Raw genomic sequence first — 26726 nt, 5'->3', positions numbered from 1 at the left:
AGACGTCGAGTCTAGGCTTTGCTTCCCGGCCAATCCGCGAAGCGCTTGCCCGAAAGGCGCTCGTAGGCCTCGATGTAGCGGTCGCGGGTCGCCTCCACAACGGAGCCGGGCAGCTCCGGCGGCTGCGTGTTCGATGCCGGATCCCAGTCCGCCTTCGGGCCGGTGAGCCAGTTGCGCACGTACTGTTTGTCAAAGCTGGGCTGCACCTGACCCTCCGCGTAGCCGTCCGCCGGCCAGTAGCGGGAGGAATCGGGGGTGAGCACCTCATCAGCCAGCACGACGTTGCCGTCTTGGTCGATGCCGAACTCCAGCTTCGTGTCGGCGAGGATGATGCCCTTAGACTCGGCGTGCTCGGCGGCGCGGGTGTAGACGGCCAGCGTGAGCTCGCGGAGCTTGTCGGCCAGTTCGGTGCCGATCTTGTTGGCCATGTAGTCGAAGGTGACGTTTTCGTCGTGGTCGCCCTGCTCCGCCTTGGTAGCCGGGGTGAAAATCGGCTCCGGCAGCTTGGAGGCCTCTTTCAGGCCCTCCGGAAGGTCGACGCCGCAAACCTTGCCGCGGGCATCGTACTCCTTCTTGCCCGAGCCGGTGAGGTAGCCGCGGGCGACGCACTCGAACGGCACCATGTCGAGCTTCTTCACCAGCATGGCGCGGCCCAAAGCGGAGTCGGGCACGCGCGGGTCGTCGATCGGGCCGGCAAGGTGGTTCGGCACGTCGAGAAGATCGAAGAAGAACATGGACGTGGCGGTCAGGATCCTGCCCTTGTCCGGGATTGCGGGCTCCAGCGAGAAGTCGAACGCGGAGATCCGGTCCGAGGCGACCATGAGCAGCGTGTCGGAGTCAACCTCGTAGATCTCGCGGACCTTGCCGCCGGCCAGGTGCTTGTAGTCAGACAAATCTGCGCGCATGGCTTCCAAGTGTATGCCTGGTAGGCTCCGACGCATGCGAAAAGGGGCCCGCCGTCACGCCGCCGCAGCGGCCGCCGCGACGTTTGCGCTGGTCGCTTGCGCCCCGCCGGCGCCCTACTCCGGCGAGATCCCGAAAGTCCGATCGGAGCTCACCCGCTCCTACGGCAAACCGGCGGAGGTGCTCACACGCGATGTTGGGCACGGGGTGCCGGTGTTGTGGGAGGTGAGCGTCGACAAGCCGAAGCTCGTCCCTGCTACCCCAACCTTTCCAAAGGCCTTGTGCAACAGGGTGCGGATGACGCCCACCTTCATCGGCGACTACCCGGTGGACGTGACGGTCCCGCTGCCGAGGTTCACCCCTGTCAACGGCGACGAGAACGCCAACTACCTCAACGACACGTCGCTGTGCGGCGAGGACGTCAACCCGCCCACCGGCTACACCGGGGAGATGCGCGAGGGCCGCGAGTACTCCTTTTACGTCGCGAGCTGGGACGGGCTCTACGGCATCGCCGGCACCGGGGTGAAGCTTTCCACCCGGGACCAGACTGTCACCTGGCAGTAGCGGCTAGAGGATGTCGCCCGGGCGGTAGTCGGCCGCCTCCGGGTGGCGCTGGAGGACCTCCTCGATGCGGGCGCGCACCCGCTCAACCTGCGACTCGGCAGCGCCGATGAAGGCGTGGCGGTTCTCGAGGGCGGCGTCTAGCTGATCGCGGTCGAGCGGCAGGCGCTCGTCGGCGGCCAAGCGCTCCATCAAGTTCTGCTCGGCGCCGCGCTCGCGCATGTCGAGCGCCATCGCGACAGCGTTTTCCTTGATCACCTCGTGGGCGGTCTCGCGGCCCACGCCCGCGCGCACCGCCGCCATCAGGATGCGGGTGGTGGCCAAAAACGGCAGGTAGCGGTCCAGCTCGCGGTTGATCATCGCCGGGAAGGCACCGAACTCGTCGAGCACGGTGAGCATGGTCTCCAGCTGCCCGTCGATGGCGAAGAACGCGTCGGGAAGCGCCACACGGCGCACCACGGAGCAGAACACGTCGCCCTCGTTCCACTGCTGACCAGCCAGGTCAGCGACCATTGCGAGGTAGCCGCGCAGGATCACCTGGAAACCGCCCACGCGCTCGCAGGAGCGGGCGTTCATCTTGTGCGGCATGGCACTGGAGCCGACCTGGCCCTCCTTGAAGCCCTCGGTGACCGTTTCGTTGCCGGCCATCAGACGGATGGTGGTGGCCAAAGACGACGGGCCCGCACCCAGCTGCACAAGCGCGCTCACCACATCGAAGTCGAGCGAGCGCGGGTAGACCTGCCCCACGGAGTCGAAGACGCGGTCGAAGCCAAGCCCGCGCGCGATGCCCGTCTCGAGCTCCGCCAGCTTCGCCTCGTCTCCGCCCATCAAGTCGAGCATGTCCTGGGCGGTGCCCATCGGGCCCTTGATGCCGCGCAGCGGGTAGCGGCCGATGAGCTCCTCGATGCGCTCCACAGCGACGAGGACCTCGTCGGCGGCGGAGGCGAAACGCTTGCCCAGGGTGGTCGCCTGCGCGGCCACGTTGTGGGAGCGGCCCGCCATCACAAGTGACTCGTACTCGCCGGCGCGGTTGCCCACGGCTTTGAGCAGCGCAACGGCCTTGTCGCGTGTCAGTTCGAGGGAGCGGACGATCTGCAGCTGCTCGACGTTCTCCGTCAGGTCGCGCGAGGTCATCCCCTTGTGGATCTCCTCGTAGCCGGCAAGCGCGTTGAACTCCTCGATGCGCGCCTTCACGTCGTGGCGGGTGATCTTTTCGCGCTCAGCGATGCTGGCCAGGTCCACCTGGTCGATGACAGACTCGTAGGCCTCGATGGCGCCGTCGGCGACCTCGACACCGAGCTCCTTCTGCGCGCGAAGCACAGCGATCCACAGCTGGCGCTCGAGCACGATCTTGTGCTCCGGCGCCCACAGCGTGGCCATCTCGGGTGATGCGTAGCGGTTGCTTAAGACGTTGGCGTTTGCGGGTTTTTGCATGGGTGTTTACCTTTCCGGAAGCTGGATGCGACCCTCGATCGCGGGGAGGGCGATGTCGCGGCGGTAGAAGGAGCCGGCCAGTTCGATCTGGTCGAGCACGGAATAAGCGTTAGCGACGGCATCTTCAAGCGTCTCGCCGTAGCCGAGGGCGTTGAGCACGCGGCCGCCGGCGGCGACCACCTCGCCGCCGTTGTTGCCGGTGCCAGCGTGGAGAACGCGCTCGGGATCTGCCAGCGGCTCGCCCGTGATCGCGCCGCCGGTCACAGGTGCGGCCGGGTAGCCCTCTGCGGCCAGCACCACCGTCGCGGCGTAGCCGGGTTTCCAGGACAGTCTGGGGAGTTGGGCGAGGCGTCGATAAGCAACTGCTCCTAGGGCGTCCACCAGCGGGGTTTCCAGCAAGCTGAGCACCGCCTGGGTCTCCGGGTCGCCGAAGCGGGCGTTGAACTCGATCACCGCCGGGCCCTGCGCGCCCCACGCCGCGCCGACGTAGAGCAGACCGTGGTACGGGGTGCCGCGCGCGACCATCTCGCGGGCGACAGGCTCGGCGATCTCGCGCACGATGCGCTCCACCCCGTCCTCCGGCAGCCACGGCAGCGGCGCGTACGCTCCCATGCCGCCGGTGTTCGGGCCCTCGTCGTTGTCGTAGGCGCGCTTGTGGTCCTGCGCGGGCTGAAGCGGCACGACCGTCTCGCCGTCGACCAGGCAGAACAGGCTTACCTCGGGGCCGTCGAGGAAGGACTCGAGCAGCACCGGGTTACCCGCGGCGATCACAGCTTCGGCGTGGGCGCGCGCTGCGTTTCGGTCTTTTGTCACCACAACGCCCTTGCCGCCTGCGAGCCCGTCGTCTTTCACCACGTAAGTCGGACCGAAGGCGTCGAGCGCGGCATCGATGCCCGCGGCGTCCGCGACCTGCGCGGCCTGCGCCGTGCGCACGCCTGCGGACTGCATCACGTCCTTGGCAAAGGCCTTGGAGCCCTCGAGCTGCGCCGCCGCCTTCGACGGGCCGAAGACCGCGATGCCGGCGTCCTCCAGCGCGTCAGCGGCACCCGCCACCAGCGGGATCTCCGGGCCGATGACCACGAGTTCGGCCTCGATGTTCTTGGCCAGGGCGACGATCGCCGCCGGGTCGGAAACGTCCACCGGGTGCAGCTCGGCGAGCGCGGCCATCCCGGAGTTACCCGGCGCGGCGAAAAGTTCGTGGCCTTCAAGGCCTTTCAGCAGGGCGTGTTCGCGGCCGCCCGAACCGATAACAAGGATGCGCATGGCCTCAAATTTACCGGTAGCGTGCAAGGGTATGAGCACCGTATTCACCAAGATCATCGAAGGCGAGATCCCGGGCCGGTTTATCTACCGCGACGACGATGTCGCCGCCTTCCTCACCATTGAGCCCGTGGCGTACGGCCACACGCTGGTCGTACCGGTGAAGGAAGTGGACAAGTGGACCGACATCGAGCCTGAACTGTGGGCGAAGCTGAACCGTGTCGCGCAGGACATCGGCCAGGCAATCATTGAGGTCTTCGGCTCCGAGCGCGCCGGCTACCTGATTGCCGGGTTCGAGGTGCCGCACGCGCACATCCACGTCTTTCCGGCCGACGACATGTCCGGCTACGACCTGTCCCGCGCCATCCCCGCCGACCAGACCGACGAGAAGAAGATGGACGAGGCGGCGCAGAAGCTTACGCAGGCATTGGCAGCGAAATAGTAAAGGTCGAGCCTTCGCCCGGCGCGGTGGCCACCTTGATGGTGCCGTCGTGCTGCTCAATGATCGACTTGGTAATCGCCAGCCCCAAGCCTGAGCCCCCGCCCTTACCGCGCTGGCGCGAGGAGTCCGCGCGGTAGAAGCGGTCGAAGATGCGCTCCGCGTCCTCGGGGTGCATGCCGATGCCGTTGTCGCTGACGTCGATAAACAGCCTGTCTAAGTTGTCTCGCAGGGTGATCGTCACCACCGCGTCCGCGCCGGCGTGCTTGTAAGCGTTGGTGACCAGGTTGATCAGCACTTGATGGAGGCGGTCGGGGTCGCCCTGCACGGCGGGCGCGCGCTGGCAGTCGTTGATGACGCTCAGCTCGCGGTCCGGGAACGCCGCGTGGATGGAGCTGGCCACGCTCGCCACGAGCTCGGTCATGTCCACTTCGCGCGTGTTCAGGCGCGCGCCCTCGGCGCGGGTGAGGTCGAGCAGGTCCTCTACCAGAAGCTGCATGCGCGCGGACTCCTGGTCGATCTTGTCCAGCACCATGTCCACGTCGGGCGCCATACCCTTCTTGTACAGCTCCGCGTAGCCGCGCACGCTGGTCAGCGGCGTGCGCAGCTCGTGGGAGGCGTCGCCGACGAAGCGGCGCATTTGCTCCTCTTTCGCCTCCGCCTCGTTCACAGAGTCCTGCAGCTTGCTCACCATGGTATTCATGGCGTAGCCGAGTTTGCCGACCTCGGTTTCTCTCGACCAAGCGGGGATGCGCCTGTTGGCCCCGTCGGCAATCGCCAGCGCAGTGGTCTCAACCTCCCTCAGCGGCGCCAGCGCGCGCTGCACCTGCCGGCGGCTGACGTAGACCAGCGCGACGGTGGCGAGGAACCAGATGAGGCTCTCCGTCATCGCGAGGCTGGTCAGCGTGCGGCGTTCCTGGTCAAGCTTTTTGGCCACCAGCTCCACCGTGCCGTTGGCTTCGTGCTTCATCGCGCGCCACTGGCGGTTGAATTCGGAGCCGGGAACCGACCCCACGGTCTGCGGCTGGTCGAACTTCGTCAGCTCCGCGTAGTCCGGCGGGGTCGTGCTGCGCGAGGGCTCCCACGGCGTGCTGTAGCCAGGCACCATAATCGCCTGGTGGAAGTCGCTCGGCGCGCCGTAGGTGGGCAGCCACGCGGTTTGCCCCACCCAGGTGTTCATCGCTTCTTCGAGCTGGTCGTCGACGCGCTGGTACAACAGCTCGCGCATCAGGAAGTACACGATGATGAAGCTGACCGCCATCGCCACCGAGGACACACCGACGACAATGCCCACCAGCCGCTTCTGCAGCGGCCGGTTCTGCGCGTAAGCCCGGGTAATCAACATCGCGGTCAAAGGGGCTTTTGCTTATTGACGCGGCGTTCTCAACACATACCCCACACCGCGCACCGTGTGAATCAGCTGCGGATCACCCTGGTCCACCTTGCGGCGCAGGTAGGAGATGTACGACTCGACCACGTTGCCGTCGCCGCCGAAGTCGTAGTGCCACACGTTGTCCAAGATCTTCGCCTTGGACACGACCACCTCAGCGTTGAGCATGAGGTAGCGCAGCAGGTTGAACTCGGTGGGCGACAGGTCGACGATCTGGCCAGCCTTGGTCACCTCGTGCGTCTCATCGTTCAGCGTGAGGTCGGCGTAGCGCAGCGTGCCGTCGCCCTCCGCGTCGTCGGTGACGTTGCCCCGGCGCAGGATCACGCGCAGGCGGGTGATCACTTCCTCGAGGCTGAACGGCTTGGTCACGTAGTCGTCCGCGCCGATTGTCAGGCCGTGGATGCGGTCCTCCACCGCGTCCTTTGCGGTGAGGAAGAGGACCGGGCCATCGAGCCCCTCCGAGCGCAGCTTGGTCAGCAGTTCGAAGCCGTCCATGTCCGGCATCATCACGTCGAGGATGTACGCCTCCGGCTTGAACGAGCGGGCCAGCTCGAGCGCCTCCTCGCCGGAATTCGCGCTCTCCACCTCGAAACCTTGGAACCGCAGCGACACGGTGAGCAGCTCGACGATATTCGGTTCATCGTCTACAACGAGGACCTTCACACCCTGGTTTTCAGCCATCCGGGGGTCATCTCCTTTGAACAGAGGTCAGTACTTCCAACTTCCGATAATCCAACACCCCGCAACTGTATGTTTCCTGAACGCGCGCTGTACCGCGTCACCCAAGTTGAAGAAATGGAGCTGGAGACGGGACTTGAACCCGCAACCTACGGTTTACAAGACCGTTGCGCTACCGATTGCGCCACTCCAGCAATGCTCCAACAGCCTACACAGGCCGACGAACCACGCACAGACTAGGGTCTATCGCGTGACATCTCTGAGGGATATGCTGCGCGGTTCGCGGCAACGCGTGGCCACCATTGACGCCGCCCGCACCTCGCCCCCACCATCAGTGCTCGCCCCGGTCGACCTGACCGACTCGACGCAGGTCGCGGCTGTGATGACAATCGCGGCCCGCATCGGCGAGATCCTCATCGCCAACGGCACCACCTCCTCGGACGCCATTGCGCAGATCCGCACCGTGACCTCCTCGTACGGCCTGCACTACTGTCACGTGGACATCACGGTGAACACCATCACTATGAACGCGGTGATCGTGCACAACAGCAAGCGAACGCCGGTGACGGTGTTCCGCGTGGTGACGATGATGAGCGAGAACTACCACAAGCTCCAGGAGGCGGACCGCCTGATCCGCTCCATCCGCGCGGGTGCGACGCCGCCGGAGGTCGCCGAGAAGGTCCTCGACAGCATCGACAACTCCCCGATTCCCTACCGCAACACCCGCTTCCTCCTCGGCTGGACGGTCATGGGCGCGGCCATTGCGATCTTGCTCGGCGGAGACTTCTTGATGTCGATCGTCGGCGGCATCACCGCGTTCCTCATCATGGGCTTCAACAAGGTGCTCTCGAGGAACAACTTGCCGTACTTTTTCCACTGCGTGGTGGGCGGCTTCTTTGCGACGATCCCCGCAGCAGTGTTCTACGACTTTTCCACAGTCATCGGGCGCACGATCGTGCCGAGCCAGGTCATTGCCTCCGGCATCGTGGTGCTGCTCGCCGGCCTGACGCTGGTCCAGTCGCTTCTTGACGGCATCACCGGCTCCCCCGTGACCGCCTCCGCCCGCTTCTTCCAAACGGTGCTGTTCACCGGCGGCATTGTTGGCGGCGTAGCGATGGGTCTGTCGTTTTCGGACCTGATGGGCGTAGGCCTGCCCCCCATCGAGACGATGCTCGGCCGACCTTCGCTCGACAGCGTGGTCTGGCGCATTCTCGGCGGCGCCACCGCCGCCGCCGCGTTCGCAGTCACGTGCTTCGCGGAAAAGCCCGCGATCTTCGTCTCGTTCATCACAGCCGCCGCCGGCTCCACCATCTACTACGTGTTCCTCATTCCGTTCGGCACCGACCGCTTCATGGCCACCGCCGCCTGCGCCATGGTTGTCGGCCTCGCCGGCGGTCTCATCGCGCGACGCACGATGATCAGCCCCGTCATCACCGCGGTCGCGGGCGTGACCCCGTTCTTGCCTGGTTCGGGCATCTACCGCGGCATGTACGCCGTGATGAACGAGCAGATGGTCGTTGGGCTGACCAACATCTTCTCCGCCATCGCCACCTGCATGGCGCTCGCCGGAGGCGTGGTCTTCGGCGAGTGGCTGGCGCGCCGGCTGCGCGCGCCGCAGGAGTACCTGCCCTACCGGGCGCTGAAGCGAGTCGGGCGCGCCACCTTCGGTACCATGACCCAAGTATCTCGTAAACGCCCAAGGAGGAACCTCTAGTGCCACCGAAGATCACGGACTCCCGCCCAGCTCCCGATGCCGTCATCGAGATGGAGGAGCAGACCGCCGCTGGTGCGCGGCGGATCGTGGCCACCTACGCGGAGGATTTCTTCGACGGCGTGACCTTGATGTCAATGCTGGGCGTCGAGCCGAAGGGCTTCGTGTACAAGCGCTACGCCGAGCAGCTCGAGCAGGAGAAGGCGGAGGCCGAGGAGGCGCCGGCGAAGAAGACCACGAAGAAGGCCGCCAAAAAGTCGACCAAGAAGACCACGAAGAAGACGACGAAGAAGACGACGAAGAAGGCCACCAAGAAGGCGACCAAAAAGACCACGAAGAAGACGACGAAAAAGGCCGCCAAGAAGACCACCGAGAAGGACTAATGTCTCGCCGCGCGCTCGCCGCACTCCTTGCGGCCGCCGCGCTTTCCGGCTGCTCGGCGGGCGAGACGTGGCAAGTGGTCGAGGTCTACACCGACCCGACGGTGCCCGGCGCCCTGCCCGAGCGCGCCACCGTCCGCGTCCACGGTTCAACCTTCGAGGGCGCCACGCCCTGCGCAAAGCTCGAGGGGAGCTTTTCGCTTGACGACGCCCTTCTCACCCTTACCACCCTCACCCAGGAAACACCCGCCGACACCTGCCTCGGCGCCGCCCGCTACACGCACAACCAGGTGACGGCTGTTGCTAAAGAGGGCGCGATGTTTGAGGTGAGGGAGGCGTCGCCAAGCGAGAAGCTCCTCGTTTCTACCGAGCAGCTCCTCGACCCGCCCAGCATCAGAGTGCTGCGGGAGCAACCGTAGCGCCTGCGACGAACTCCGTGCCGAGGATAACGCTTTCTGGTTCCTCCCCGTTCATGAGGCTGTGCAGCATGGCGGCGGCTTCTTGGCCTTTGCGTTTGTTGGGTTGGCGGACCGTCGATAAGCGGTAGTGCTCCGCTTCGGAAATGCCGTCGAACCCTGTCACCGACAGCTCGTGCGGGACCCGGTCGCCGTAGGCCGCGAGCACCCCCAGCGCCATGGAGTCGGTGGTGCACAACACGGCGGTGAGGTCGGGGTGGCGGGTGAGCAGTTCCCGGGCGCCGTCGGCGGCCGAATCGATGTCGTTCGCGTGGCGCGTCACCACCGGAACGTTGCCCAGCACCGCGCGGGCGCCCTCCACCCGGGCGCGCTGGGCCTGCAAGTCCGCCGCCGCAACATCGCCGACCTCGCCGTTGTAGGCGCGCGAAAACATCCGCTTGGCCAAGATGCCCACCTTGCTGTGGCCCGCCTTCTTGAGCGCCTGCGCCGCCGGCTGGATCGCGGCGAAGTCGTCGATGCCCACAAACGGCACGCCGGTATCTTTCGGCTGGTCGCACACCACAAGCGGCAGGTTTCGCTGTCTTGCCTGGAGCAGCTGGGGGTCGTTGTCGGGGACGGAGTAGACCACGATGCCGTCGACAATTGCATCGTGCACGCTGCCGTGGTGGGGAATCAGCGTGAGCGAGTAGCCGCTGATCTGCGCGAGACCGGCGAGGAAGTCCACCGACGCGCGGTCCTCGAAGGCGAAGGGCAGCTCCTCGGTCAGCACGACGCCGACCGCGCCCGTGCGCTGCGTGCGAAGCGAGCGCGCCATGGGGTCGGGGCCGGCATACCCGCGCGCTCGTGCCGCCGCGAGGATCTTGTCGCGCAGCGGCTTCGACAGCTGGTCCGGGTGATTGAACGCGTTCGACACCGTGGTCCGCGATACCCCCAAATCCGCGGCGAGGGACGCGAGCGACGGCATAAGGGCTAGTTGGTTTGGGCGTTCTTCACGCGGCGCTGGCGGGCGAACTCGCTCAGCACCACGCCCGCCGCAACGGACGCGTTGAGCGACTCCACCCAGTCCTGCATGGGCACCGACATGATCACGTCGCAGTTCTCGCGCACCAGGCGCGAGATGCCCTTGCCCTCGGAGCCGACGACGATGACCACCGGGTCCGTGCCGCCCTCGAACGTGTCCAGGGTGTGCTCCCCGCCCGCGTCGAGGCCGACGACCATGTAGCCGTTGTCCTTGAACTCCTTGATGGTGCGGGTGAGGTTGGTCGCCTTCGCCACGGGCAGGCGCGCCGCCGTGCCCGCAGAGGTGCGCCACGCCACGCCGGTGACCTGGGCGCTGCGCCTTTCAGGAATAATCACGCCGTGGCCGCCGAACGCAGCGGTGCTGCGGATCACGGCGCCCAAGTTGCGCGGGTCCGTGATGTTGTCGAGCACCACGAACATGCCGGCCTCGTCCTTCGCTCCGGCGATCAGGTCGAACACATCCGCGTACTTGTACGGCTGGATCTTTAAGCCGATGCCCTGGTGCAGACCGTTGCCCGTCATGTCGTCGAGCTGCTGGCGCGGCACCTCGTGCACCGGAAGGCCCTTCGAGTGCGCGAGGGTGACGGCCTCGGTCAAGCGGTCGTCGTTGCTGGTGCCGAGCGCGACGTAAAGCGCTTCCGCCGGCACCTTCGCGTGCAGGCACTCCACCACTGGGTTGCGGCCGACGACCAAGTCCGCCTGCTCCTTCTCGTGGCGACCAGAGTCGCGGCGCTGGCGCTCAAGCTTGCGCTTGTGCGCCGCGTGGTAGACGCGGTCCTCCGCCTTCGGTGTGGCGCCCTTGCCCCGCAGCCCGCGGCGGATCTGGCCGCCGGACCCCTTGGCCGGGCCCTTCTTGTTCTTCTTCTGCTTGTCCGGCCGTTGGTACGGTTTCGCCATTTACCTCATCTCCCATGTCGGTCCGTCCGGGGTGTCGGTGACCTCGATACCGGCCTCCGCCAGCCGGTCGCGCACCGCGTCCGCTTCTGCCCAGTCCTTATTCTTGCGCGCCTCCGCGCGGCGCTGAAGCTCGGCGCTCACGAGGATGTCGAGGGCGCGGGTGGTGCTGGTGGCGTCGTCAAGCTGCTGCCACTGCCCCGGATCGATGCCGAGCACCGCCGCCATCGCGCGCACCTGGGCCGCTGCTTCGGCCGGGTTGCCAGATTTGTTGCCCTCGCGCACGGTGTTGTGGATCTCTGCGAGCGCGCGCGGCACGCCAAAGTCGTCGTTCATCGCGTCCGCGAACCCGTCGGTCCACGTCGTCGGCTCGGGGTAGCCGGCGCGCTTCACAAACTCCTCGATGCGGCGGTACCCCGCGGCCGCCTCCTGCAGCGCTTCCGGGGAGTACTCCAGCACGCTGCGGTAGTGCGCCGAGCCCAGGTAGTAGCGCAACTCCGCTGGGCGCACCTGCTCGAGCATGGCGTCGATGGACAGCACGTTGCCGAGCGACTTCGACATCTTCTCGCCCGCCATGGTCACCCAGTGGTTGTGCATCCAGTAGTTCGCAAACCCGTCGCCCGCCGCGTGCGACTGCGCCTGCTCGTTCTCGTGGTGCGGGAACTGCAGGTCCAGACCGCCGCCGTGGATGTCGAACTGCCCGCCCAAGTACCAGGTGGACATCGCCGAGCACTCCAGGTGCCAACCCGGGCGGCCGTCACCCCACGGTGTCGGCCAGTGCGGCTCACCGGGTTTCGCCGCCTTCCACAGCGCGAAGTCGAGGGGGCTCTTTTTATCGGTGCCTCCCTCACCCCTTACGTCCTCTACCTTGTTGCCCGACACCGAGCCGTAATCCCCGCCCGCTTCCACCCACGCCGGCACGTCAAAGTACACGGAGCCGTCGCGCGCGTAGGCGTAGCCGTTGTCGATGAGCCGCTGCATGTAGTTCACCATCTGCGTGACGTGACCGGTCGCGCGCGGCTCCACCGACGGCGGCAGCACGCCGAGCGTGTTGTATGCGCGGGTAAATTCGCGCTCGTAGGTGGACACCCACTCCCACCAGGGGCGGTCGTTCTCTTCGGCCTTCGTCAGGATCTTGTCGTCGATATCGGTGACGTTCCTGACAAACGCCACGTCGTTGCCGTTGGCCATGAACCAGCGGCGCACGATGTCGAACGCGACGCCGCTGCGCAGGTGCCCGATGTGGGGCGCGGCTTGCGGCGTCGCCCCGCACAGGTACATGGAGACGTGTCCGGGGCGCACCGGCTCGAAGTCCCGCAGCGAGCGGGTGGCGGTGTCGAAGATGCGTTGAGTCACGGCACCCAAGTCTACAGCTGGGATGAACCCACCATAAGCTCCGAGTAGCGGGCCTCAGGAACGGTGAAGCTGTACTGCTTGCCGACGCCCTCCCACACCTTCCCCTCCCCACACACCACATCCTGCGCGTCACCGTCGAGCATGGTGAACCCCCACACCAAGCGCCCTTGCGTCCCCGGAGCGAGCATGTAGGGCCCCACCTTCTGGTTCAGCGCCCACGACACCTCGTGCACGTACTTCCACCCGTAGGCGCGCGAGACGTTCTTCACCAGGTCGCCCTTGGGGGTGAACGTGCCGGAGACCTCGAGCGTCTGCACGCGCTTCTCTTTCACCGTCTGCGTGACGGGCACTGTTTCCTCCGTGTCGTTAGCCACGCTGGCGGCGTCCGTCTGCTTGAACCAGCGGCGCGTCGCGGTGACGTAGGTGTCCTTCAACCCCGGCGTGGCGCAGGTGCTGCCCGGAGCCAGATCGGTGTTCCAGCGCTGCGGGAGTTCGAAATCGTACGGCTCGGCGCTTGCCGACGGCGCCATCAACATCGACGCCGCCACAACCACCGCAGCTGCTCGGTATTTCCCCACCTACGCCCCCCAGTCCATGTTGTCGCGGGTGCTCACGCGCACGTGGCGCTCCTTCGGCATGGTCGCGGTGAACGTGTTGCCCGCGCCCTGCCAGGTGTGGTTGGCGCCGCAAACCGTCTCTTGGCCCTCGAAGTCGGAGACGATCCAGCCGGCCTGCAGCACCGCGGTCTTGCCCGGCGCGATGTTGTACGGTCCGACCTGCTCACCAACGGTGTAGGTCTGCGTGTCGGTGTAGCTGGTGGAGAACGTGAACTGGATCAGCTTGGCCACATCGAAGCTCACGCCCGCGGTGACGTTCCACGTCTTCGTCTTGGTCTCCGTGATCGAGCGGGTCACCGGCAGCGGCTCGTCGTTGTAGTTCGACACGGTCCAGGTGCCCGCGGATCCGTCGAAGTAGCTGCGGACGATGTTCACCGTTTGGCCCCGGTCGCCCGGGTTCGAGCAGTACGCGCCGATGGTGGTCGGGTTCACGGCGGTGTAGTTGCGCTGCGGCAGCGCCTGGGCGGCGGGTGCGGCAACGAGGGCGGCTGCGACGAGGGAGGAAACAATTGCGCGCTTCATGGGAATCTTCTTTCTTACAGGTTGGGTGTGATGTCCACGGTCCGGGTCGAACCGTCCGGGCTGGTGATCAGGGCCTCGGCCCAAAACCCGCTCGGGGCGCTAGCTTGCGGGTGCGCGGTCACGCGGCTGTACGCGCCGTCGCGCCCAGCCGAGATCTCGCGGTAGTTGATCCGCGTCATGGTCGTGCCGTACTCCACGCGCACCCGCTCGCCCGGCGCGAGCTCAACAGGTTTGAGCGCAGTGCCCACCGGCATGAGGGCGCGCGGCGCGGCGCCGACCGATTCCAGCCAGCCCGCAGGCAACCGCCCGCCGCCGCCCATCCAGTTGAGGTAGCCGTTGAACTCCGCGCCGACCACGTAGTCGGTCACCGGTGTGAACGTGTAGGTGCCCTTCGACCAGTTCAGAAAGTCCTGCGAGTAGCCGGGTTTTCGGAACGTCGGCGCCACCGCTTCGATGTCGTACGGGTAGTAGGACTTGTCCCCCGGCCGCGCCTTCTGCCCGAGCTGCGGCCAGTCCGGGTCGCGGCGGAAGTTCGGCCCCGGCGCCACGCGCGTGTCGCGCGGGCTGGCGATCTGCTCAAGACTCGGGCCCGACGTCGCCGTGTATGTGTCACCGACCGGCCGCGAGTTTGCGCCTTCGCTTCTCGACGGCACCTCCAACGCCACATCCGACACCGTCCCGTCCGCCTTAACGACGTACGCGAAGGCGTACCGCTCCGCAGGACCGGTTCCGCGGATCACGTTCGCGCCGGGCCCGTTGCGCAAGACCCCGTTGTCGCACGTCATGAACATGGAGATGAAGTCCTTCTCCAGCACGCCGTAGTCGACGCGGAACGACTCCCCCGGCCCCAGCTCGATCGGGCCGAAGGTCTCGCCCTCGATCCAACCGTTGGATTCCTTCAGACCGATGTCCGTCTTCGCGGTGGTGTTCCACCCGTTGGGCAGCGCGGCCTTCGAGTTGGCTTCGATCTTGTGGTTTGTGCCGGTTTCCACTGTTGCGGTGTAGGGCACGGTTTGGTCGGTGCGGTTGGTGAATTGGAGGGTGCCGTCAGCAAGGTAGCGCCTTGCGATCTCGCCGTAACGCCACTGCGGGTCTGAGAAAGTGGCGGTGTCGCACGGCGTGTCGAGACCCTCAATTGGGTACCCCTGCGGCATGGCAGGCACACCAAAAGCGACCGGCGCGCCCACAGCTGCGAATGCGGCGGCGCACAGGGCGGTCAAGGTTTTCTTCATACGGGTAACCTAACCCGCACAACCCCCTGGGGAGAAGCTGAAAGAGCAGGTCAGGTACCTAAGTTCCCGAAGTCGGTACTTTCGTGCCAAGTTCCACCAACGCGGTGGCAATCGCTGCGCGCCCCTGGCCGCTGCCCGTGAAGCCCATGTGGTCGGTCGTCGTCGCCGACACGGACACCGGTGCGCCGAGAGCCTCGCTCAAGGTGCGTTCGCACTCCTCCCTGACTTTCGACATTTTCGGTGTTTGGGCGATGAGTTGTGCGGAGGCGTTGATGATGGAGTGGCCGTGGGCGTCGACAAGCTGCTTGAGCTCCTGCAGCAACTGCACGCCGCGCACGCCGTCGTATTCGGGGCGGCCGACTCCCACGAAGGACCCCAAGTCGCCGAGGCCCGCCGCCGACAGCACGGCGTCGACGATGGCGTGGCTGACCACATCGCCGTCCGAGTGGCCCTCGCAGCCGTCGTAGCCGGGATGGAGCACGCCTGCGATCCAACATTCCTTGCCCGCCTGGAGTTGGTGGGCGTCGAACGCGGTCCCCGCGCGAAGATTGTGCATGTGCTCAACCGTACCTAGAACGGCACACCCACCCCCAAGGTCTCGGCCATTTCGTCGCCGAACTCAGCAATCAACGTGTCGGCGGAGACGTAACCGTCGCGGTAGGCACCGAGCCTGAACGCCCGCCATTCCCCGTAGCTGCAGGTCACCCATGGCGGCGCGTCCGGCCAGAAGTCGAACTTCAGCGCGTAAGTCTTCTCTAGCTGGTGGAGGGTTTGGATGCAGGTGAAGAAGTCGGCGTCGCTGAGGTACTTGTCGATTGTGGCGTGGCAGCGGGCGTCGAACGCCGCGCGTTTGGTGCGTTTCTCGATGCGCTGTTTAATCGTCTGCTTCCAGCGCGGGCGCTGCGGCGTGGTGTAGCTGCCCATGATGCCGTCTGGCTTGGTCAGCTGGTAGGTGCCGTCTTCGAAGAGCCAGACGATGTCGGCCGTGACGGGGTCGACGACGTAGTACGCGCGGCGGTCGGTCTTCATGTTGTGGTGCTTCTGGCACAGGCAGAAGAGGTTCGACGGGGCCGTCTCGCCGCCGTCGTCGAAGGGGATGCGGTGGTCGAGCTGGCAGCGCTCCGCCTCCACCTCGCAGCCCGGGAAGATGCAGAAGCCGTCACGGGCGCGAACGTAGGCTCGGATGGCGTCGGTGGGCACGTACGCGTTCGTGCGGGCTTCGGCAGCTTGGTCGAGGTCGACGACGCGGTGATCGTGGTCCGCGAGGAACTGCGCGACGGCCTCGGTCCCCTCCGCGTCGGTCCAGCCAATCTGGGGGATGTAGTAGGACTCGGGCTCGCCCTTGGGCGCGTAAAGGTGGAGGGTGATGTTGGCTGCTGGGGAAATCTCGCCGAGCAGCAGCTTTTTGACGGTCTCGCCCTTGGAGAGGTTCCGCATCTTCGCAGTCGTTTCCACCGACTTGTTGATCAGGCCCATCAGCAGGTTGTTGCCGCCCAAGGTCAACTGCGAATTACGTTGGTCGAGGGCGACTAAATCCACCTCGCACGCGCCGTCGCGCTGATCTTTGTCGTCCTTGCGCTTCTTCTTCTCGTTCTTGTTTGGGGCGAGCGAAGCGTCGATCTTGCGGACGAGTTCGATGAGCTTGCGCTTGATCGTTCGCGGTGAGGGCAGCTCCGCACCGTCACGCTTCGGGGTGAACATGGTGACGAGGTAGTCGTCGAACTCTTCGAAGATGTCTTCTTGGGGAAGGTCGTAAAGCAGGGTCACCACCTCGGAGATCGCCCGCACCCGGTCGAGATCGAGGCGCTTCGTCTCCTTCTGCATCGCCGCCAACTTGGGCAGGCTGCGCAGCGTGTAGTACGCCAGGATCCCGTCCCGCACCCGGGCTGGGCGCCACCCCAACGCCGCGCTGAGGCGGTTGACTTGGAGGTCGAGGTCAGCGTCGTCTATCTCCGCCACGTTGACCGCGTATCGGATGAACACCTCGTACTCGATCTCTCGACTTAAGTGCCCCAAGGCGCACAGCTCGTCGCCGCCGCGCTCCGTTGCGAAATACGCCATCGTTTCACCCACTTTCTTCTTCGCACATGCAATCGATTACCGGGACTATAACAACCGCTCCAAACATCGTTTTTAGCAGTTGTTTTCGATCCCAAACAGGCCCCGTTAAGAGGTTGAAACACTTATAGCAAACGCGACGAACATAGCGTTGCGAAGAAGAATAAAAGCGGGTTAACGAGCGAGAATGGCCTCGGCAAGGCGAAGATCGAGCGGGGTTGTCACCTTGAACGCCAAGGGGTCCCCGTCGACGGTGTGCACGTCCACTCCGTGCCACTCCATAAGCGAAGCATCGTCTGTTGCGGCGAAGGTCTGCGGAGACGCGAAAAACGCCTCGTTCGCGGCCCGGAGGGTGCGCAGGTCGAAGGCTTGCGGGGTCTGCACCGCGCGCAGGCTGGCTCGGTCGGGGGTGGAAACGACGCGCCCGCCAGACACCACCTTGATCGTGTCCGCGACGGGCAGGACGGGGATGACCGCATCGGCGCCGTCGAGCACGGCGGAAGCCACGCGGGTGAACAACGAGGGCGGGGTGAGTGCGCGGGCGGCGTCGTGGATGATAACGCAGGCGTCGGCAAGCGAAATGCTCTCTAGCGCGTTGCGGATGCTGTCTGCGCGCTCCGCACCGCCGGCGACGAAGCGCACGCTGTGGCCTTTGAGTTCCCGCACGGCAACGTCGAGCATCCCCTCGCCGACGGTCACGATGATGTCGTCGGCAACTCCCGAAGCCTCGATCGCAGCCACCGAGCGTTCGACGAGGCTTGAGCCAGCGAGCGGCACGTACGCCTTGGGCACCTCCGCACCGAGGCGGGTGCCCTTCCCCGCGGCGGCGACAACGGCGACGACCGGGCGCTGCACTGAGCTAGTTCTCGTCGTCGTCTTCGTCGTCGAAGCTCAAGTCGTCGAGGTCCATATCGTCCTCGACTGCATCGCGCGGATCTTCGACGATGCCAGCCTTTACCTGCTCCTCGATAATCTTGGCGATACCGGACTCCATCTCCTTGACCTTCGCCTCGTCGACCGGCTCAGCCAGCGCAAGCTCGCCCACGAGGATCTGGCGTGCCTTGCCCAGCATGCGCTTTTCGCCCGCGGACAGGCCCTTGCCCTGGTCGCGGCGCCACAGGTCGCGCACAACCTCCGCCACCTTGTTGATATCGCCGGAAGCCAGGCGCTCCTGGTTCGCCTTGTAGCGGCGGGACCAGTTGCCAGCTTCCTCAACGTCGGTCTCGCGCAGCACCGAGAAGACCTTCTGCAGACCCTCCTCGTTCACCACGTCGCGCACGCCGACAAGCTCGGTGTTCTTGACCGGGACACGAACCTCCAAGTCGGACTGGAGGATCTGCAGCACCAGGTAGTCCAGCGTCTCGCCGCCGATCTCGCGCTGCTCGATGTCAGCGATGCGGGCTGCACCGTGGTGCGGGTAGACCACTACTTCTCCGACGTTGAATTCCATGCCGGCTAGAGTACCACTGCGAAACTCGGAAATAAGGCGGGCCTGCGAGTAGAGTTGGCCGGGGTAATTCGCCTATAATTTTCACAGCAATTTTTCCAACAACGATGGAGGACATCGACGTGAAGTCCCTGAAGCCGGTTGCCGCGATCGCCTGCGCATTGGCCCTGGCCAGCTGCTCTGCCGGCCAGATTACCCAGACCTCGAGCCAGGTGGCCGCGGTCGACGGCGCTTCCGTCTTCACCGAGGACGGAGCCCTGTCAGTTCAGGACGTCACGCTCATCCTTGAGGAGAACGGCCAGGCCGCGCTGAAGTTCGTCGCGACGAACCAGGACACCTCGATGAAGGACCACACGCTCCAGTCCGCCACCGTTGACGGCACCCCTGTCAACCTCGGCTCCAGCCAGAAGATCACCTACAACTGTGTGCTGGTGGGCGACACGGCGTCCAGCCTCGAGCGCATGCCGCAGACCGACAGCGACTGCACCCAGTACGTCGCAACCTCCGTGGAAAACAAGAACTTCGCGTACGGCGGCAACGTGCCGGTGAAGTTCAACTTCGACACCGGCTCCATCGAAGTCACCGCGACCGTCTCCGCGCCGATCGTGGCGTCCGGCCAGGTCGACCGCGACCCGTCCAAGTAAGTCCCGAAGCAGCTTGGCCAAAAAGGCGCGGGTAATCCACACCTGCACCGAATGCGGGTACTCCTCCCCCAAGTGGTTGGGCAGGTGCCCGGAGTGCGGTTCGTGGGGAACGCTGCAGGAGGAGCACCTGCTTAACGACGTCACGTCGTCCCCCCTCACCTCCACCTCCGCACTCACGCCCACAACTGCCGCGAAGCCGATCACCTCTATCGACGCTGCGGCCACCCACGCCGTAACATCTGGCATCGGGGAGCTTGACCGCGTTTTGGGCAGCGGCGTCGTCCCCGGCTCCGTAGTGCTGATGGCTGGCGAGCCCGGCGTGGGCAAATCCACCCTCCTCCTTGAAGTCGCCTCACGCTGGGCGCAGCAGGGGAAGAAGGCGCTCTACGTCACCGCCGAGGAATCCGCGGGCCAGGTCCGCGCCCGTGCTGAGCGCACGGGAGCGCTGCGCGACACCCTCTACCTCGCCGCCGAGTCCCACCTCGACACCGTCTTCGGCCACGTCAAGGCCGTCAACCCGACCTTGCTCATCGTCGACTCGGTGCAGACCATGCACGCCTCGGGCGTGGAGGGCGTGCCCGGTGGCGTGGCGCAGTCCCGCGCCGTGACCGCCGCGCTCACCACCCTGGCGAAGACGTCGAACCTCCCCGTGCTGCTGGTTGGTCACGTGACCAAGGACGGCAACGTGGCGGGTCCGCGTGTGCTGGAGCACCTAGTGGACGTGGTGTTGAATTTTGAGGGCGATAGGCAGTCGTCGCTAAGAATGCTCCGCGGTTTGAAGAACCGCTTCGGCGCGACCGACGAGGTGGGCTGCTTCGAGCAGACCGCCGACGGCATCCGTGAGGTGCCGGACCCGTCGGGGCTCTTCCTCTCCCACCGCGGGCGCACCCCGGACGGTTCGGCGGTCACCGTGGCGATGGACGGCGTGCGCCCCATGCTCGCCGAGGTGCAGGCGCTGACCGTTGACCCGGTGAACAAGTCGCCGCGCCGCGTCGTCACCGGTCTCGACGGCAACCGCGTTCCCATGGTTCTCGCGGTGCTGCAGGCCCGCTGCGGGGAGCGCACGAACGACAAGGACGCCTACGTCGCCACCGTGGGCGGGGTGCGCATCACCGAGACCGCCACCGACCTCGCGGTGGCGCTGGCGACGTGGTCGAGCCTGCACGAGAAGCCGCTGCCCGAAAAGACCGTGGTGATCGGCGAGGTGGGGCTTGCGGGCGAGCTGCGCCGCGTGCCCAACCTGGGCCGCCGCCTGATGGAGGCTGCCCGCCTTGGCTACGAGCGCGCCATCGTGCCCGCCGGTGAAAAGATCACGGTCGACGGCATGCGCGTCCAGCAGGCGTCCACGCTCGCCGAGGCGATAGGGTTGCTCGCGTGACTCTGCGCGACGCCCTATCCAAACTTTCCCCCGGCACCCCCCTGCGCGACGGGGTTGAGCGCATTCAGCGAGGCAGGGGCGGGGGGCTCATCGTGCTTGGCGACGCCGCCGAGGTCACCCAAATCTGCGACGGCGGAGTAACCTTCGACGCCCCGTTCTCCCCCACGTTGCTACGCGAGCTGTCGAAGATGGACGGCGCTGTCATCCTCTCCGCGGATGGGGAGCGGATTACGCGGGCGAATGTGCAGTTGGTGCCGTCGCCAAGCTACCCAACCGTCGAATCCGGGACCCGCCACCGAGCAGCCGAGCGCACAGCGCTGCAGACCGGTGTGCCCGTGGTGTCCGTCTCCGCGTCGATGAACACCGTGACGCTGTACTACCAGGGTGAGCGCCACCGCCTCGAAGAGCCGGCGGTTCTGATCGCGCAGGCGAACCAGGCGCTGTCCACCATCGAGCGCTACCGCCAGCGCCTCGACCTGGCTAACCAGCGCCTCTTCGCCGCCGAGATGAACGGCTACGCCACCGTGGGCGACGTGGTCAACGTGCTCCAGCGCCAAATGATGCTGGAGCGCGCGGCGAAAGACCTAGACTTGACAATTGTGGAGCTCGGCACCGACGCGCGCCAGCTCATCCTGCAGCTGTCCGAGCTCGAGGGGTCAAACAGCAGCGACATCGAGATGCTGGTGCGCGACTACCTCGCGCTCGGGCCGGTGCCCACGGACGAGCAGGTGGCAGCCGCGCTTGAGGCCTTCGACCAGCTTCCCGACGCCGAGTTGCTCAACACGGGAGCCCTCGCCCGCGGCCTCGGCTTGCCTGCTTCGGAGGAGCACCTCATGCAGGGCGTGGTGCCGCGCGGCTACCGCGCGCTGTCGCGCGTGCCGCGCGTGAAGAAGTTCCTGATGGACCACATCGTCTCCGCCTTCGGCGAGCTGCCCGCGATCTTGGACGCCTCCCCCGAGGAACTCGCCGCCGCAGAACACGTTTCGGCACTGTGGGCCCGCCACATCGCAGAGGGCCTGCGCCGGCTCTAGTTTTCCCGGCTAAGTGAGGTTAAACGGCGCCGGGTCGGAAGCGTTGTCGTCGATCACAGCGTGCAGGTAATAGGCGCCCGCCGGCACCTGCTCGCGGTTGGTGCACTGGCCCGGCGCGGAACCGGTACCAGACCACACGGCGTTGAGGCCGCGCTCCGTGCCCGCCGGGAACTCCTGGACGCCCGTCTCAACACCCGGGTAGCAGTCGGTGTCCGACCAGACGCGCGCGTTGGTGCGCATCTCGTAGACCTCGAACCGCAGCAGGTCGTCACCGACGTCGATCACGCAGTCGGTGTCGGTCGGGTTTTTGACGTTCATGAAGAACTCCGGCTTGCTGCCCACGGGAAACGACGGGTGCTTGGTCGAGGCGGTGATGACCAAGTCGCCGAGTTCACAGCTGCCCTTCTTCGCTGCGGCCGCGGTGGTCTCGCTTTCGGCCGCGTTGGTCGTCTCTGTGGTGGTGGTTTCGGTGGTCTCCGTGGTCTCTGTGGTCTCTGTGTCGTCGGAAGGTGCGGGCACCGTCGGTTCCGTCACCGGCGCCGGTTCGGTGCTCGTGCTCACCGATTCTGTCCCGCCAGCAGGTGTCGCGTCCGAGCCACCGGAACGCGCCAGCGCGCTGAGCCCCCACACCGCCAGAATGACAACGAGCAGGATGATTACGAGCGCGCCGACCCTGCGGCGCATGTAAATCTCATCGGGGAGCGGGCGCTGGTTCGTCATGCCCCCACTTTAGCCAGCGAAGTGCTCGTAGACGGTCTCGACGCGGCCCCCATCAAGGTGGTACCTCGCGGCCACCACACCCGCGCCGGAGCTTCTTATCGACGGCACCCTATCCACCAAGTGCTGCGCCGTAATCCGCGCGTGCGCCGCCTCGACCTGGGCGCGTTCCGTCTCCCCCGCCGCGCGGGCCGCCAGAACCGACGGCGCAATCTTCTCCACGAACACCCTGGTCAGACCCAGCGGGGTCTCGTCCGGAGCGTCCACCGCAGCGACGGCCGCACCAATCGCACCGCACGACTCGTGGGACAGCACCACGACCAGCGGCACCCCGAGCCCCTCCACCGCGTACTCCACCGAGGCGGCCACCGTGGAATCGACGCAGCCGCCGGCGGTTCGGATGACGAAGATGTCGCCGAAGCCGGCGTCGAAAAGCAACTCGACCGGGACCCGCGAGTCGCTGCACGCGATGACGGCGGCGACCGGCGCCTGGCCCGAGACTATCTCGTTCAAACGCGCGGGGTCGCGGTGCGGTGAGGTGACGGCGCCCTCGACGAACCGGGTGTTTCCCGCCAGCAGCGCTTCCCAAACTTCCTGAGGATTCTGCGATGTAGTCATGGCCGATATTCTCCCACTTGTGAGCTTTCAGAGTGAAGTGGTTGATTGGTACCTGGCCAATTTGCGCGACCTTCCGTGGCGCCGCGACACGACTCCGTGGGGCGTGCTGCTGTCAGAGGTGATGAGCCACCAAACACAGGTGGAGCGGGTCGCCCCGATTTGGCAGGAGTGGATCGCGCGCTGGCCCACGCCGGAGTCCTTCGCCGCCGCGGGCACAGACGAAATTTTGCGCGCCTGGGGCTCGCTCGGCTACCCGCGGCGTGCCCTGCGCCTGAAGGAGTGCGCGCAGGTCATTGTGGATAAGCACGCAGGCCGCGTGCCCGACACCGTCGAGGAGCTGCTCGCGTTACCCGGCATCGGCGAGTACACCGCGCGCGCCGTGGCCTGCTTCGCCTTCGGGCGCAACGTGGCGGTGGTGGACACCAACGTCAGGCGCGTGCACGCCCGCGCGATCAAGGGCCTAGAGAACCAGGCGGCGCGCAAGTCCGAGGTTGCGGAGGTGGCCGAGCTGCTGCCGTCGCGCAACGGCCCGGTGTTCTCGGAGGGCCTGATCGAGCTCGGGGCGCTCGTGTGCAAAACCGCGCCGCTGTGCGGGGCGTGCCCGGTGAGCCGGTGCGAGTGGCGCGAGCGCGGCTACCCGAAAACGTTTCAGAAAAAGAAATCGCAGCGCTTCGAAGGCACCGACCGCCAGGTCCGCGGCAAAATCATGCGCGCCCTGCGCGAAGCCGAAGGACCCGTGCCACAGTCCGAAATCGACGTCGTGTGGCCGGACGCGGCGCAGCGCTCGAGGGCGCTGGGCAGCTTGCTTGCCGACGGTCTCCTAGAACAAAACGAACGCGGCTACTTCCACCTGCCGCGGTAAGTCATCCCGCCCGGCAGGTTCACCCACACACCGCCGCGCGAGTTCACGGTCACAGGCCCGAGCTTGGTGGACACGGACGCCCCAGTGCCGGTCTGGTTGATCCAGACGTTCTTGCCCACCTTGTGTTTCTTTCTGTACTGAAGACCCATGCGCAGCAGGATACACTTTCCACCCATGCCACATGCTCGCGCGGTTGCCGCCGCCGCGGAAATTTTCAGCGGCAAGCGCATCACCTACACCTCGCGCCAAAGGGCCTATTGACCGACGACATCGTCCCCTTCGAGCAGGCTCCCGGATGGACGACCGCTTCGCCGGGCGGTCCTTCAACGGCGGGGCTTACCTTGGGCTGGGCTTAGGCCGGCTCTACCGGGCCGCGGCCCTCGCCCTCGTCCTCGCCGCCGAGATCGTCGTCCTCGTCCAGCTCATCCAGCTCATCCGGGAACTCGGACGCGGTGGACGGTTCGCTCACGCGCGAGGGGTCGATCTCGCGGACTTCGCTCTCGAGCTCCACATCCTCCTCATCGAAGGTGTCGGCCGGCAGCGGCTTCGGACGCGGGGTGAAGGTGAACGTCGCACCCTCGCCGTTGCCTTCGCCGTCCCAGCCCTCGACGTCGACGGTGATGATCTCGCCGGCGCCGATCTCGCCGAAAAGGATCTTCTCCGACAGCGCGTCCTCGATCTCGCGCTGGATGGTGCGGCGCAGCGGGCGCGCGCCCAGCACCGGGTCGAAGCCGCGGTTGGCCAGCAGGTTCTTCGCGTCGGCGGTGAGCTCGATGCCCATGTCCTGGGCGTCCAGGTTCTTGTCCACGCGGGCGGTGAGCAGGTCGACCATCTCTACGATCTCCTCCTGCGTCAGCTGGCGGAAGACCACGATTTCGTCGATGCGGTTCAGGAACTCCGGGCGGAAGTGCTTCTTCAGCTCGTCGTGGACCTTGTTCTTCATGCGCTCGTACTGCGCGTCCGAATCCGTCGCGGTGCTGCCGGTGAAGCCGAGGCCCACAGCCTTGGAGATGTCGCCGGTGCCGAGGTTCGAGGTGAAGATCAGCACCGTGTTCTTGAAGTCCACGTTGCGGCCCTGCCCGTCGGTCACGTGCCCTTCCTCGAGCACCTGCAGGAGGGTGTTGTAAATCTCCTTGTGGGCCTTCTCGATCTCGTCGAACAGCACGACGCTGAACGGCTTGCGGCGCACCTTCTCTGTGAGCTGGCCGCCCTCTTCGTAGCCGACGTATCCCGGAGGCGCACCGAACAGGCGCGACGCGGTGAAGCGGTCGTGGAACTCGCCCATGTCGACCTGGATGAGGGAATCCTCGTCGCCGAAGAGGAACTCCGCCAACGCCTTGGACAGCTCCGTCTTACCGACACCGGACGGGCCGGCGAAGATGAACGAGCCGCTCGGGCGCTTCGGGTCCTTCAGGCCGGCACGGGTGCGGCGGATGGAGCGCGACACGGCCTTGACTGCCTCGTCCTGGCCGATGATGCGCTTGTGCAGCTCGTCTTCCATGTTGAGCAGGCGGGACGACTCGCTCTCGGTGAGTTTGAACACCGGGATACCGGTCCAGTTCGCCAGCACCTCCGCGATCTGGTCTTCGCCCACCTCGGCGATGTCCTCCAGGTCGTCGGAGCGCCACTTCTTCTCCTTCTCGGAGCGCTCCTCGCCGAGCTTGCGCTCGGTGTCGCGCAGGCCCGCGGCCTTCTCGAAGTCCTGGGCGTCGATCGCCGCTTCCTTCTCCTTGCGCACCTCCGCGATGCGGTCGTCCACCTCGCGCAGCGCCTCCGGGGCGGTCATGCGCTTGATGCGCATGCGTGCACCGGCCTCGTCGAGGAGGTCGACAGCCTTGTCCGGCAGGAAGCGGTCGTTGATGTAGCGGTCCGAGAGGTTAGCGGCGGCCTTCAGCGCGTCGTCGGTGTAGGACACGCGGTGGTGCGCCTCGTAACGGTCGCGCAGGCCCTTGAGGATCAAGATGGTGTCCTCGACGCTCGGCTCGTCCACCTGCACCGGCTGGAAGCGGCGCTCAAGAGCCGCATCCTTCTCAATGTGCTTGCGGTACTCGTCCAGCGTGGTTGCGCCGATGGTCTGGAGCTCACCGCGGGCGAGCTTCGGCTTGAGCAGCGAAGCCGCGTCGATCGCGCCCTCTGCCGCGCCCGCGCCGACGAGGGTGTGAATCTCGTCGATGAACAGGATGATGTCGCCGCGCTGGTTGATCTCCTTGAGCACCTTCTTGAGGCGCTCCTCGAAGTCGCCGCGGTAGCGCGAGCCCGCCACCAGGGAGCCGAGGTCGAGGGAGTAGACCTGCTTGTCCTTCAGGGTCTCAGGCACCTTGCCGTTTGCGATGTCGAGCGCGAGGCCCTCCACCACTGCGGTCTTACCCACACCGGGCTCACCGATGAGCACCGGGTTGTTCTTGGTGCGGCGGGAGAGCACCTGCATGATGCGCTCCACTTCCTTGTCGCGGCCGACCACCGGGTCAAGCTTGCCCTCCTTGGCGGCTGCGGTGAGGTTGCGGCCGAACTGGTCGAGCACCAGCGAGTTGGAGCGCTCCCCTTGCCCGCCCCCGCGCGGACCGGGGCCTGCGGTTGCGGCGCCGGCGGTCTGCTGCGGCATCTCCGGATTCTGGCCGTCGCCGCCCTCGTACCCGGACAGCAGCTGGATCACCTGCTGGCGCACGCGCGGCAGGTCGGCGCCGAGCTTGATCAGCACTTGGGCTGCAACGCCCTCGCCCTCGCGGATGAGGCCGAGGAGGAGGAACTCGGTGCCGATGTACTTGTGGCCCATCTGCAGACCCTCGCGCAGCGAGAGCTCGAGAACCTTCTTGGCGCGCGGGGTGAACGGGATGTGGCCGGTCACGGGCTGGGTGCCGTGGCCGATAATGTCGATGACCTCGCGGCGCACGTCCTCGAGATTGATGCCCATCGACTCGAGCGCCTTGGCGGCGACACCCTCGCCCTCCTTAATCAGGCCGAGGAGGATGTGCTCAGTACCCATGTAGTTGTGGTTGAGCTCGCGAGCCTCTTCCTGGGCGAGGACGATGACGCGGCGGGCGCGGTCGGTGAACCGTTCAAACATGTGGCTACCCCTTTTTCAAGCAGTCCCTAAATCAGTTGTCCACAACCATAACGCGCGGGCCCAACACAACTTCCCCGCTTTCCGCACACACTGT

The 26726-nt window shown here is 66.1% G+C and carries 28 protein-coding genes and 1 tRNA gene; 9 read left to right on the top strand and 20 right to left on the bottom strand.

Annotation, left to right across the window (positions count from 1 at the left end; all coding sequences use genetic code 11):
• Positions 1-11 precede the first annotated feature (11 nt).
• Entirely contained in the window at positions 12-905 is an 894-nt protein-coding gene (locus V6D40_RS05885) for a phosphoribosylaminoimidazolesuccinocarboxamide synthase (RefSeq protein ID WP_334289433.1), read from the bottom strand.
• Between the two features lie 34 nt (positions 906-939).
• Here V6D40_RS05885 and V6D40_RS05880 point away from each other — a divergent pair, with 34 nt between their 5' ends.
• A complete protein-coding gene (locus V6D40_RS05880; protein WP_334289432.1) occupies positions 940-1467 on the top strand; it encodes a hypothetical protein in 528 nt (175 codons plus the stop codon).
• A gap of 3 nt (positions 1468-1470) precedes the next feature.
• Here V6D40_RS05880 and purB read toward each other — a convergent pair whose 3' ends face one another.
• A complete protein-coding gene (purB, locus tag V6D40_RS05875) occupies positions 1471-2898 on the bottom strand; it encodes an adenylosuccinate lyase (RefSeq protein ID WP_334289431.1) in 1428 nt (475 codons plus the stop codon).
• 6 nt (positions 2899-2904) lie between these two features.
• Entirely contained in the window at positions 2905-4161 is a 1257-nt protein-coding gene (gene purD, locus V6D40_RS05870) for a phosphoribosylamine--glycine ligase (RefSeq protein WP_334289430.1), read from the bottom strand.
• A 31-nt stretch (positions 4162-4192) separates the two neighbouring features.
• Here purD and V6D40_RS05865 point away from each other — a divergent pair, with 31 nt between their 5' ends.
• A complete protein-coding gene (locus V6D40_RS05865) occupies positions 4193-4600 on the top strand; it encodes an HIT family protein (protein WP_334289429.1) in 408 nt (135 codons plus the stop codon).
• Here the strand turns inward: V6D40_RS05865 and V6D40_RS05860 are convergent.
• From V6D40_RS05860 to V6D40_RS05850, 3 genes are all read right to left on the bottom strand, one after another.
• A complete protein-coding gene (locus V6D40_RS05860; protein ID WP_334289470.1) occupies positions 4575-5942 on the bottom strand; it encodes a sensor histidine kinase in 1368 nt (455 codons plus the stop codon). The two genes, V6D40_RS05865 and V6D40_RS05860, sit on opposite strands and share 26 nt — an antisense overlap.
• 21 nt (positions 5943-5963) lie before the next feature.
• Positions 5964-6668 (bottom strand): response regulator transcription factor, encoded by a 705-nt coding sequence (locus V6D40_RS05855; protein WP_334289428.1) that lies wholly within the window; start codon positions 6666-6668, stop codon positions 5964-5966.
• A gap of 115 nt (positions 6669-6783) precedes the next feature.
• Positions 6784-6859, bottom strand: a tRNA-Thr gene (locus V6D40_RS05850).
• A 56-nt stretch (positions 6860-6915) separates the two neighbouring features.
• Between V6D40_RS05850 and thrE the strand changes: the two genes are divergently transcribed.
• The 3 genes from thrE to V6D40_RS05835 are packed head-to-tail and all read left to right on the top strand — an operon-like array spanning position 6916 to position 9175.
• Complete coding sequence (thrE, locus tag V6D40_RS05845) at positions 6916-8379, top strand: threonine/serine exporter ThrE (RefSeq protein ID WP_334289427.1); 1464 nt, start codon at positions 6916-6918, stop codon at positions 8377-8379.
• Positions 8379-8759, top strand: coding sequence for a histone (locus tag V6D40_RS05840; RefSeq protein WP_334289426.1), 381 nt, complete (start codon positions 8379-8381; stop codon positions 8757-8759). Before thrE ends, V6D40_RS05840 begins: the two co-directional genes overlap by 1 nt.
• Positions 8759-9175 carry a hypothetical protein gene (locus V6D40_RS05835; RefSeq protein ID WP_334289425.1) on the top strand — a complete coding sequence of 139 codons (417 nt, stop codon included), beginning with the start codon at positions 8759-8761 and terminating at the stop codon, positions 9173-9175. The genes V6D40_RS05840 and V6D40_RS05835 overlap by 1 nt, the downstream gene beginning before the upstream one ends.
• On the opposite strand, the gene V6D40_RS05830 is transcribed toward V6D40_RS05835, so the two are convergent.
• From V6D40_RS05830 to V6D40_RS05785, 10 genes are all read right to left on the bottom strand, one after another.
• Entirely contained in the window at positions 9150-10136 is a 987-nt protein-coding gene (locus V6D40_RS05830) for a LacI family DNA-binding transcriptional regulator (protein WP_334289424.1), read from the bottom strand. The genes V6D40_RS05835 and V6D40_RS05830 overlap by 26 nt on opposite strands.
• A gap of 5 nt (positions 10137-10141) precedes the next feature.
• Positions 10142-11089: a 23S rRNA (guanosine(2251)-2'-O)-methyltransferase RlmB gene (rlmB, locus tag V6D40_RS05825; RefSeq protein WP_334289423.1), complete on the bottom strand. Its 948-nt coding sequence runs from the start codon at positions 11087-11089 to the stop codon at positions 10142-10144.
• On the bottom strand, positions 11090-12442 hold the full coding sequence (gene cysS / locus V6D40_RS05820; protein WP_334289422.1) for a cysteine--tRNA ligase: 1353 nt from the start codon (positions 12440-12442) through the stop codon (positions 11090-11092).
• An 11-nt stretch (positions 12443-12453) separates the two neighbouring features.
• A complete protein-coding gene (locus tag V6D40_RS05815; RefSeq protein WP_442891897.1) occupies positions 12454-13020 on the bottom strand; it encodes a hypothetical protein in 567 nt (188 codons plus the stop codon).
• Positions 13021-13581, bottom strand: a complete 561-nt coding sequence (locus tag V6D40_RS05810) for a hypothetical protein (RefSeq protein WP_334289421.1) — start codon at positions 13579-13581, stop codon at positions 13021-13023.
• 14 nt (positions 13582-13595) lie between these two features.
• The gene (locus V6D40_RS05805; RefSeq protein ID WP_334289420.1) at positions 13596-14813 is read right to left on the bottom strand and encodes a hypothetical protein; all 1218 of its coding nucleotides are present in this window, start codon (positions 14811-14813) and stop codon (positions 13596-13598) included.
• A 58-nt stretch (positions 14814-14871) separates the two neighbouring features.
• On the bottom strand, positions 14872-15369 hold the full coding sequence (ispF, locus tag V6D40_RS05800) for a 2-C-methyl-D-erythritol 2,4-cyclodiphosphate synthase (protein WP_334289419.1): 498 nt from the start codon (positions 15367-15369) through the stop codon (positions 14872-14874).
• A gap of 14 nt (positions 15370-15383) precedes the next feature.
• On the bottom strand, positions 15384-16874 hold the full coding sequence (locus V6D40_RS05795; RefSeq protein WP_334289418.1) for an HNH endonuclease signature motif containing protein: 1491 nt from the start codon (positions 16872-16874) through the stop codon (positions 15384-15386).
• Positions 16875-17045: 171 nt separating this feature from the next.
• On the bottom strand, positions 17046-17726 hold the full coding sequence (gene ispD / locus V6D40_RS05790) for a 2-C-methyl-D-erythritol 4-phosphate cytidylyltransferase (RefSeq protein ID WP_334289417.1): 681 nt from the start codon (positions 17724-17726) through the stop codon (positions 17046-17048).
• A 4-nt stretch (positions 17727-17730) separates the two neighbouring features.
• Positions 17731-18321 (bottom strand): CarD family transcriptional regulator, encoded by a 591-nt coding sequence (locus V6D40_RS05785; protein ID WP_334289416.1) that lies wholly within the window; start codon positions 18319-18321, stop codon positions 17731-17733.
• 104 nt (positions 18322-18425) lie between these two features.
• Between V6D40_RS05785 and V6D40_RS05780 the strand changes: the two genes are divergently transcribed.
• The 3 genes from V6D40_RS05780 to disA are packed head-to-tail and all read left to right on the top strand — an operon-like array spanning position 18426 to position 21371.
• Entirely contained in the window at positions 18426-18962 is a 537-nt protein-coding gene (locus V6D40_RS05780; protein WP_334289415.1) for a hypothetical protein, read from the top strand.
• 13 nt (positions 18963-18975) lie between these two features.
• The gene (gene radA, locus V6D40_RS05775; protein WP_334289414.1) at positions 18976-20340 is read left to right on the top strand and encodes a DNA repair protein RadA; all 1365 of its coding nucleotides are present in this window, start codon (positions 18976-18978) and stop codon (positions 20338-20340) included.
• Positions 20337-21371, top strand: coding sequence for a DNA integrity scanning diadenylate cyclase DisA (disA, locus tag V6D40_RS05770; protein ID WP_334289413.1), 1035 nt, complete (start codon positions 20337-20339; stop codon positions 21369-21371). Before radA ends, disA begins: the two co-directional genes overlap by 4 nt.
• Before the next feature lie 9 nt (positions 21372-21380).
• Here the strand turns inward: disA and V6D40_RS05765 are convergent, their stop codons facing one another.
• Entirely contained in the window at positions 21381-22091 is a 711-nt protein-coding gene (locus V6D40_RS05765; protein ID WP_334289412.1) for a hypothetical protein, read from the bottom strand.
• Between the two features lie 9 nt (positions 22092-22100).
• Complete coding sequence (locus tag V6D40_RS05760; RefSeq protein WP_334289411.1) at positions 22101-22706, bottom strand: carbonic anhydrase; 606 nt, start codon at positions 22704-22706, stop codon at positions 22101-22103.
• Between V6D40_RS05760 and V6D40_RS05755 the strand changes: the two genes are divergently transcribed.
• A complete protein-coding gene (locus V6D40_RS05755; protein WP_334289410.1) occupies positions 22705-23568 on the top strand; it encodes an A/G-specific adenine glycosylase in 864 nt (287 codons plus the stop codon). The two genes, V6D40_RS05760 and V6D40_RS05755, sit on opposite strands and share 2 nt — an antisense overlap.
• Here V6D40_RS05755 and V6D40_RS05750 read toward each other — a convergent pair.
• Both V6D40_RS05750 and V6D40_RS05745 read right to left on the bottom strand, forming a co-directional pair.
• A complete protein-coding gene (locus V6D40_RS05750) occupies positions 23547-23717 on the bottom strand; it encodes a DUF4236 domain-containing protein (protein WP_334289409.1) in 171 nt (56 codons plus the stop codon). The two genes, V6D40_RS05755 and V6D40_RS05750, sit on opposite strands and share 22 nt — an antisense overlap.
• Before the next feature lie 203 nt (positions 23718-23920).
• Entirely contained in the window at positions 23921-26632 is a 2712-nt protein-coding gene (locus tag V6D40_RS05745; RefSeq protein ID WP_334289408.1) for an ATP-dependent Clp protease ATP-binding subunit, read from the bottom strand.
• Between the last annotated feature and the right edge of the window lie 94 nt (positions 26633-26726).

The organism is Corynebacterium sp. Marseille-Q4381, from assembly GCF_036881695.1.
Lineage (GTDB): Bacteria > Actinomycetota > Actinomycetes > Mycobacteriales > Mycobacteriaceae > Corynebacterium.
Note: the sequence above shows the minus strand (reverse complement) of the source record. Positions and strands in the feature narration are given on the sequence as shown.

Coding starts and splice junctions, on each gene's coding strand:
- V6D40_RS05885 (WP_334289433.1), bottom strand. CDS start 905: ATGCGCGCAGATTTGTCTGACTACAAGCACCTGGCCGGCGGCAAGGTC.
- V6D40_RS05880 (WP_334289432.1), top strand. CDS start 940: ATGCGAAAAGGGGCCCGCCGTCACGCCGCCGCAGCGGCCGCCGCGACG.
- purB (WP_334289431.1), bottom strand. CDS start 2,898: ATGCAAAAACCCGCAAACGCCAACGTCTTAAGCAACCGCTACGCATCA.
- purD (WP_334289430.1), bottom strand. CDS start 4,161: ATGCGCATCCTTGTTATCGGTTCGGGCGGCCGCGAACACGCCCTGCTG.
- V6D40_RS05865 (WP_334289429.1), top strand. CDS start 4,193: ATGAGCACCGTATTCACCAAGATCATCGAAGGCGAGATCCCGGGCCGG.
- V6D40_RS05860 (WP_334289470.1), bottom strand. CDS start 5,942: ATGTTGATTACCCGGGCTTACGCGCAGAACCGGCCGCTGCAGAAGCGG.
- V6D40_RS05855 (WP_334289428.1), bottom strand. CDS start 6,668: ATGGCTGAAAACCAGGGTGTGAAGGTCCTCGTTGTAGACGATGAACCG.
- V6D40_RS05835 (WP_334289425.1), top strand. CDS start 8,759: ATGTCTCGCCGCGCGCTCGCCGCACTCCTTGCGGCCGCCGCGCTTTCC.
- V6D40_RS05830 (WP_334289424.1), bottom strand. CDS start 10,136: ATGCCGTCGCTCGCGTCCCTCGCCGCGGATTTGGGGGTATCGCGGACC.
- rlmB (WP_334289423.1), bottom strand. CDS start 11,089: ATGGCGAAACCGTACCAACGGCCGGACAAGCAGAAGAAGAACAAGAAG.
- V6D40_RS05810 (WP_334289421.1), bottom strand. CDS start 13,581: ATGAAGCGCGCAATTGTTTCCTCCCTCGTCGCAGCCGCCCTCGTTGCC.
- V6D40_RS05805 (WP_334289420.1), bottom strand. CDS start 14,813: ATGAAGAAAACCTTGACCGCCCTGTGCGCCGCCGCATTCGCAGCTGTG.
- ispF (WP_334289419.1), bottom strand. CDS start 15,369: ATGCACAATCTTCGCGCGGGGACCGCGTTCGACGCCCACCAACTCCAG.
- V6D40_RS05795 (WP_334289418.1), bottom strand. CDS start 16,874: ATGGCGTATTTCGCAACGGAGCGCGGCGGCGACGAGCTGTGCGCCTTG.
- V6D40_RS05785 (WP_334289416.1), bottom strand. CDS start 18,321: ATGGAATTCAACGTCGGAGAAGTAGTGGTCTACCCGCACCACGGTGCA.
- V6D40_RS05780 (WP_334289415.1), top strand. CDS start 18,426: ATGGAGGACATCGACGTGAAGTCCCTGAAGCCGGTTGCCGCGATCGCC.
- V6D40_RS05765 (WP_334289412.1), bottom strand. CDS start 22,091: ATGACGAACCAGCGCCCGCTCCCCGATGAGATTTACATGCGCCGCAGG.
- V6D40_RS05755 (WP_334289410.1), top strand. CDS start 22,705: ATGGCCGATATTCTCCCACTTGTGAGCTTTCAGAGTGAAGTGGTTGAT.
- V6D40_RS05760 (WP_334289411.1), bottom strand. CDS start 22,706: ATGACTACATCGCAGAATCCTCAGGAAGTTTGGGAAGCGCTGCTGGCG.
- V6D40_RS05750 (WP_334289409.1), bottom strand. CDS start 23,717: ATGGGTCTTCAGTACAGAAAGAAACACAAGGTGGGCAAGAACGTCTGG.
- V6D40_RS05745 (WP_334289408.1), bottom strand. CDS start 26,632: ATGTTTGAACGGTTCACCGACCGCGCCCGCCGCGTCATCGTCCTCGCC.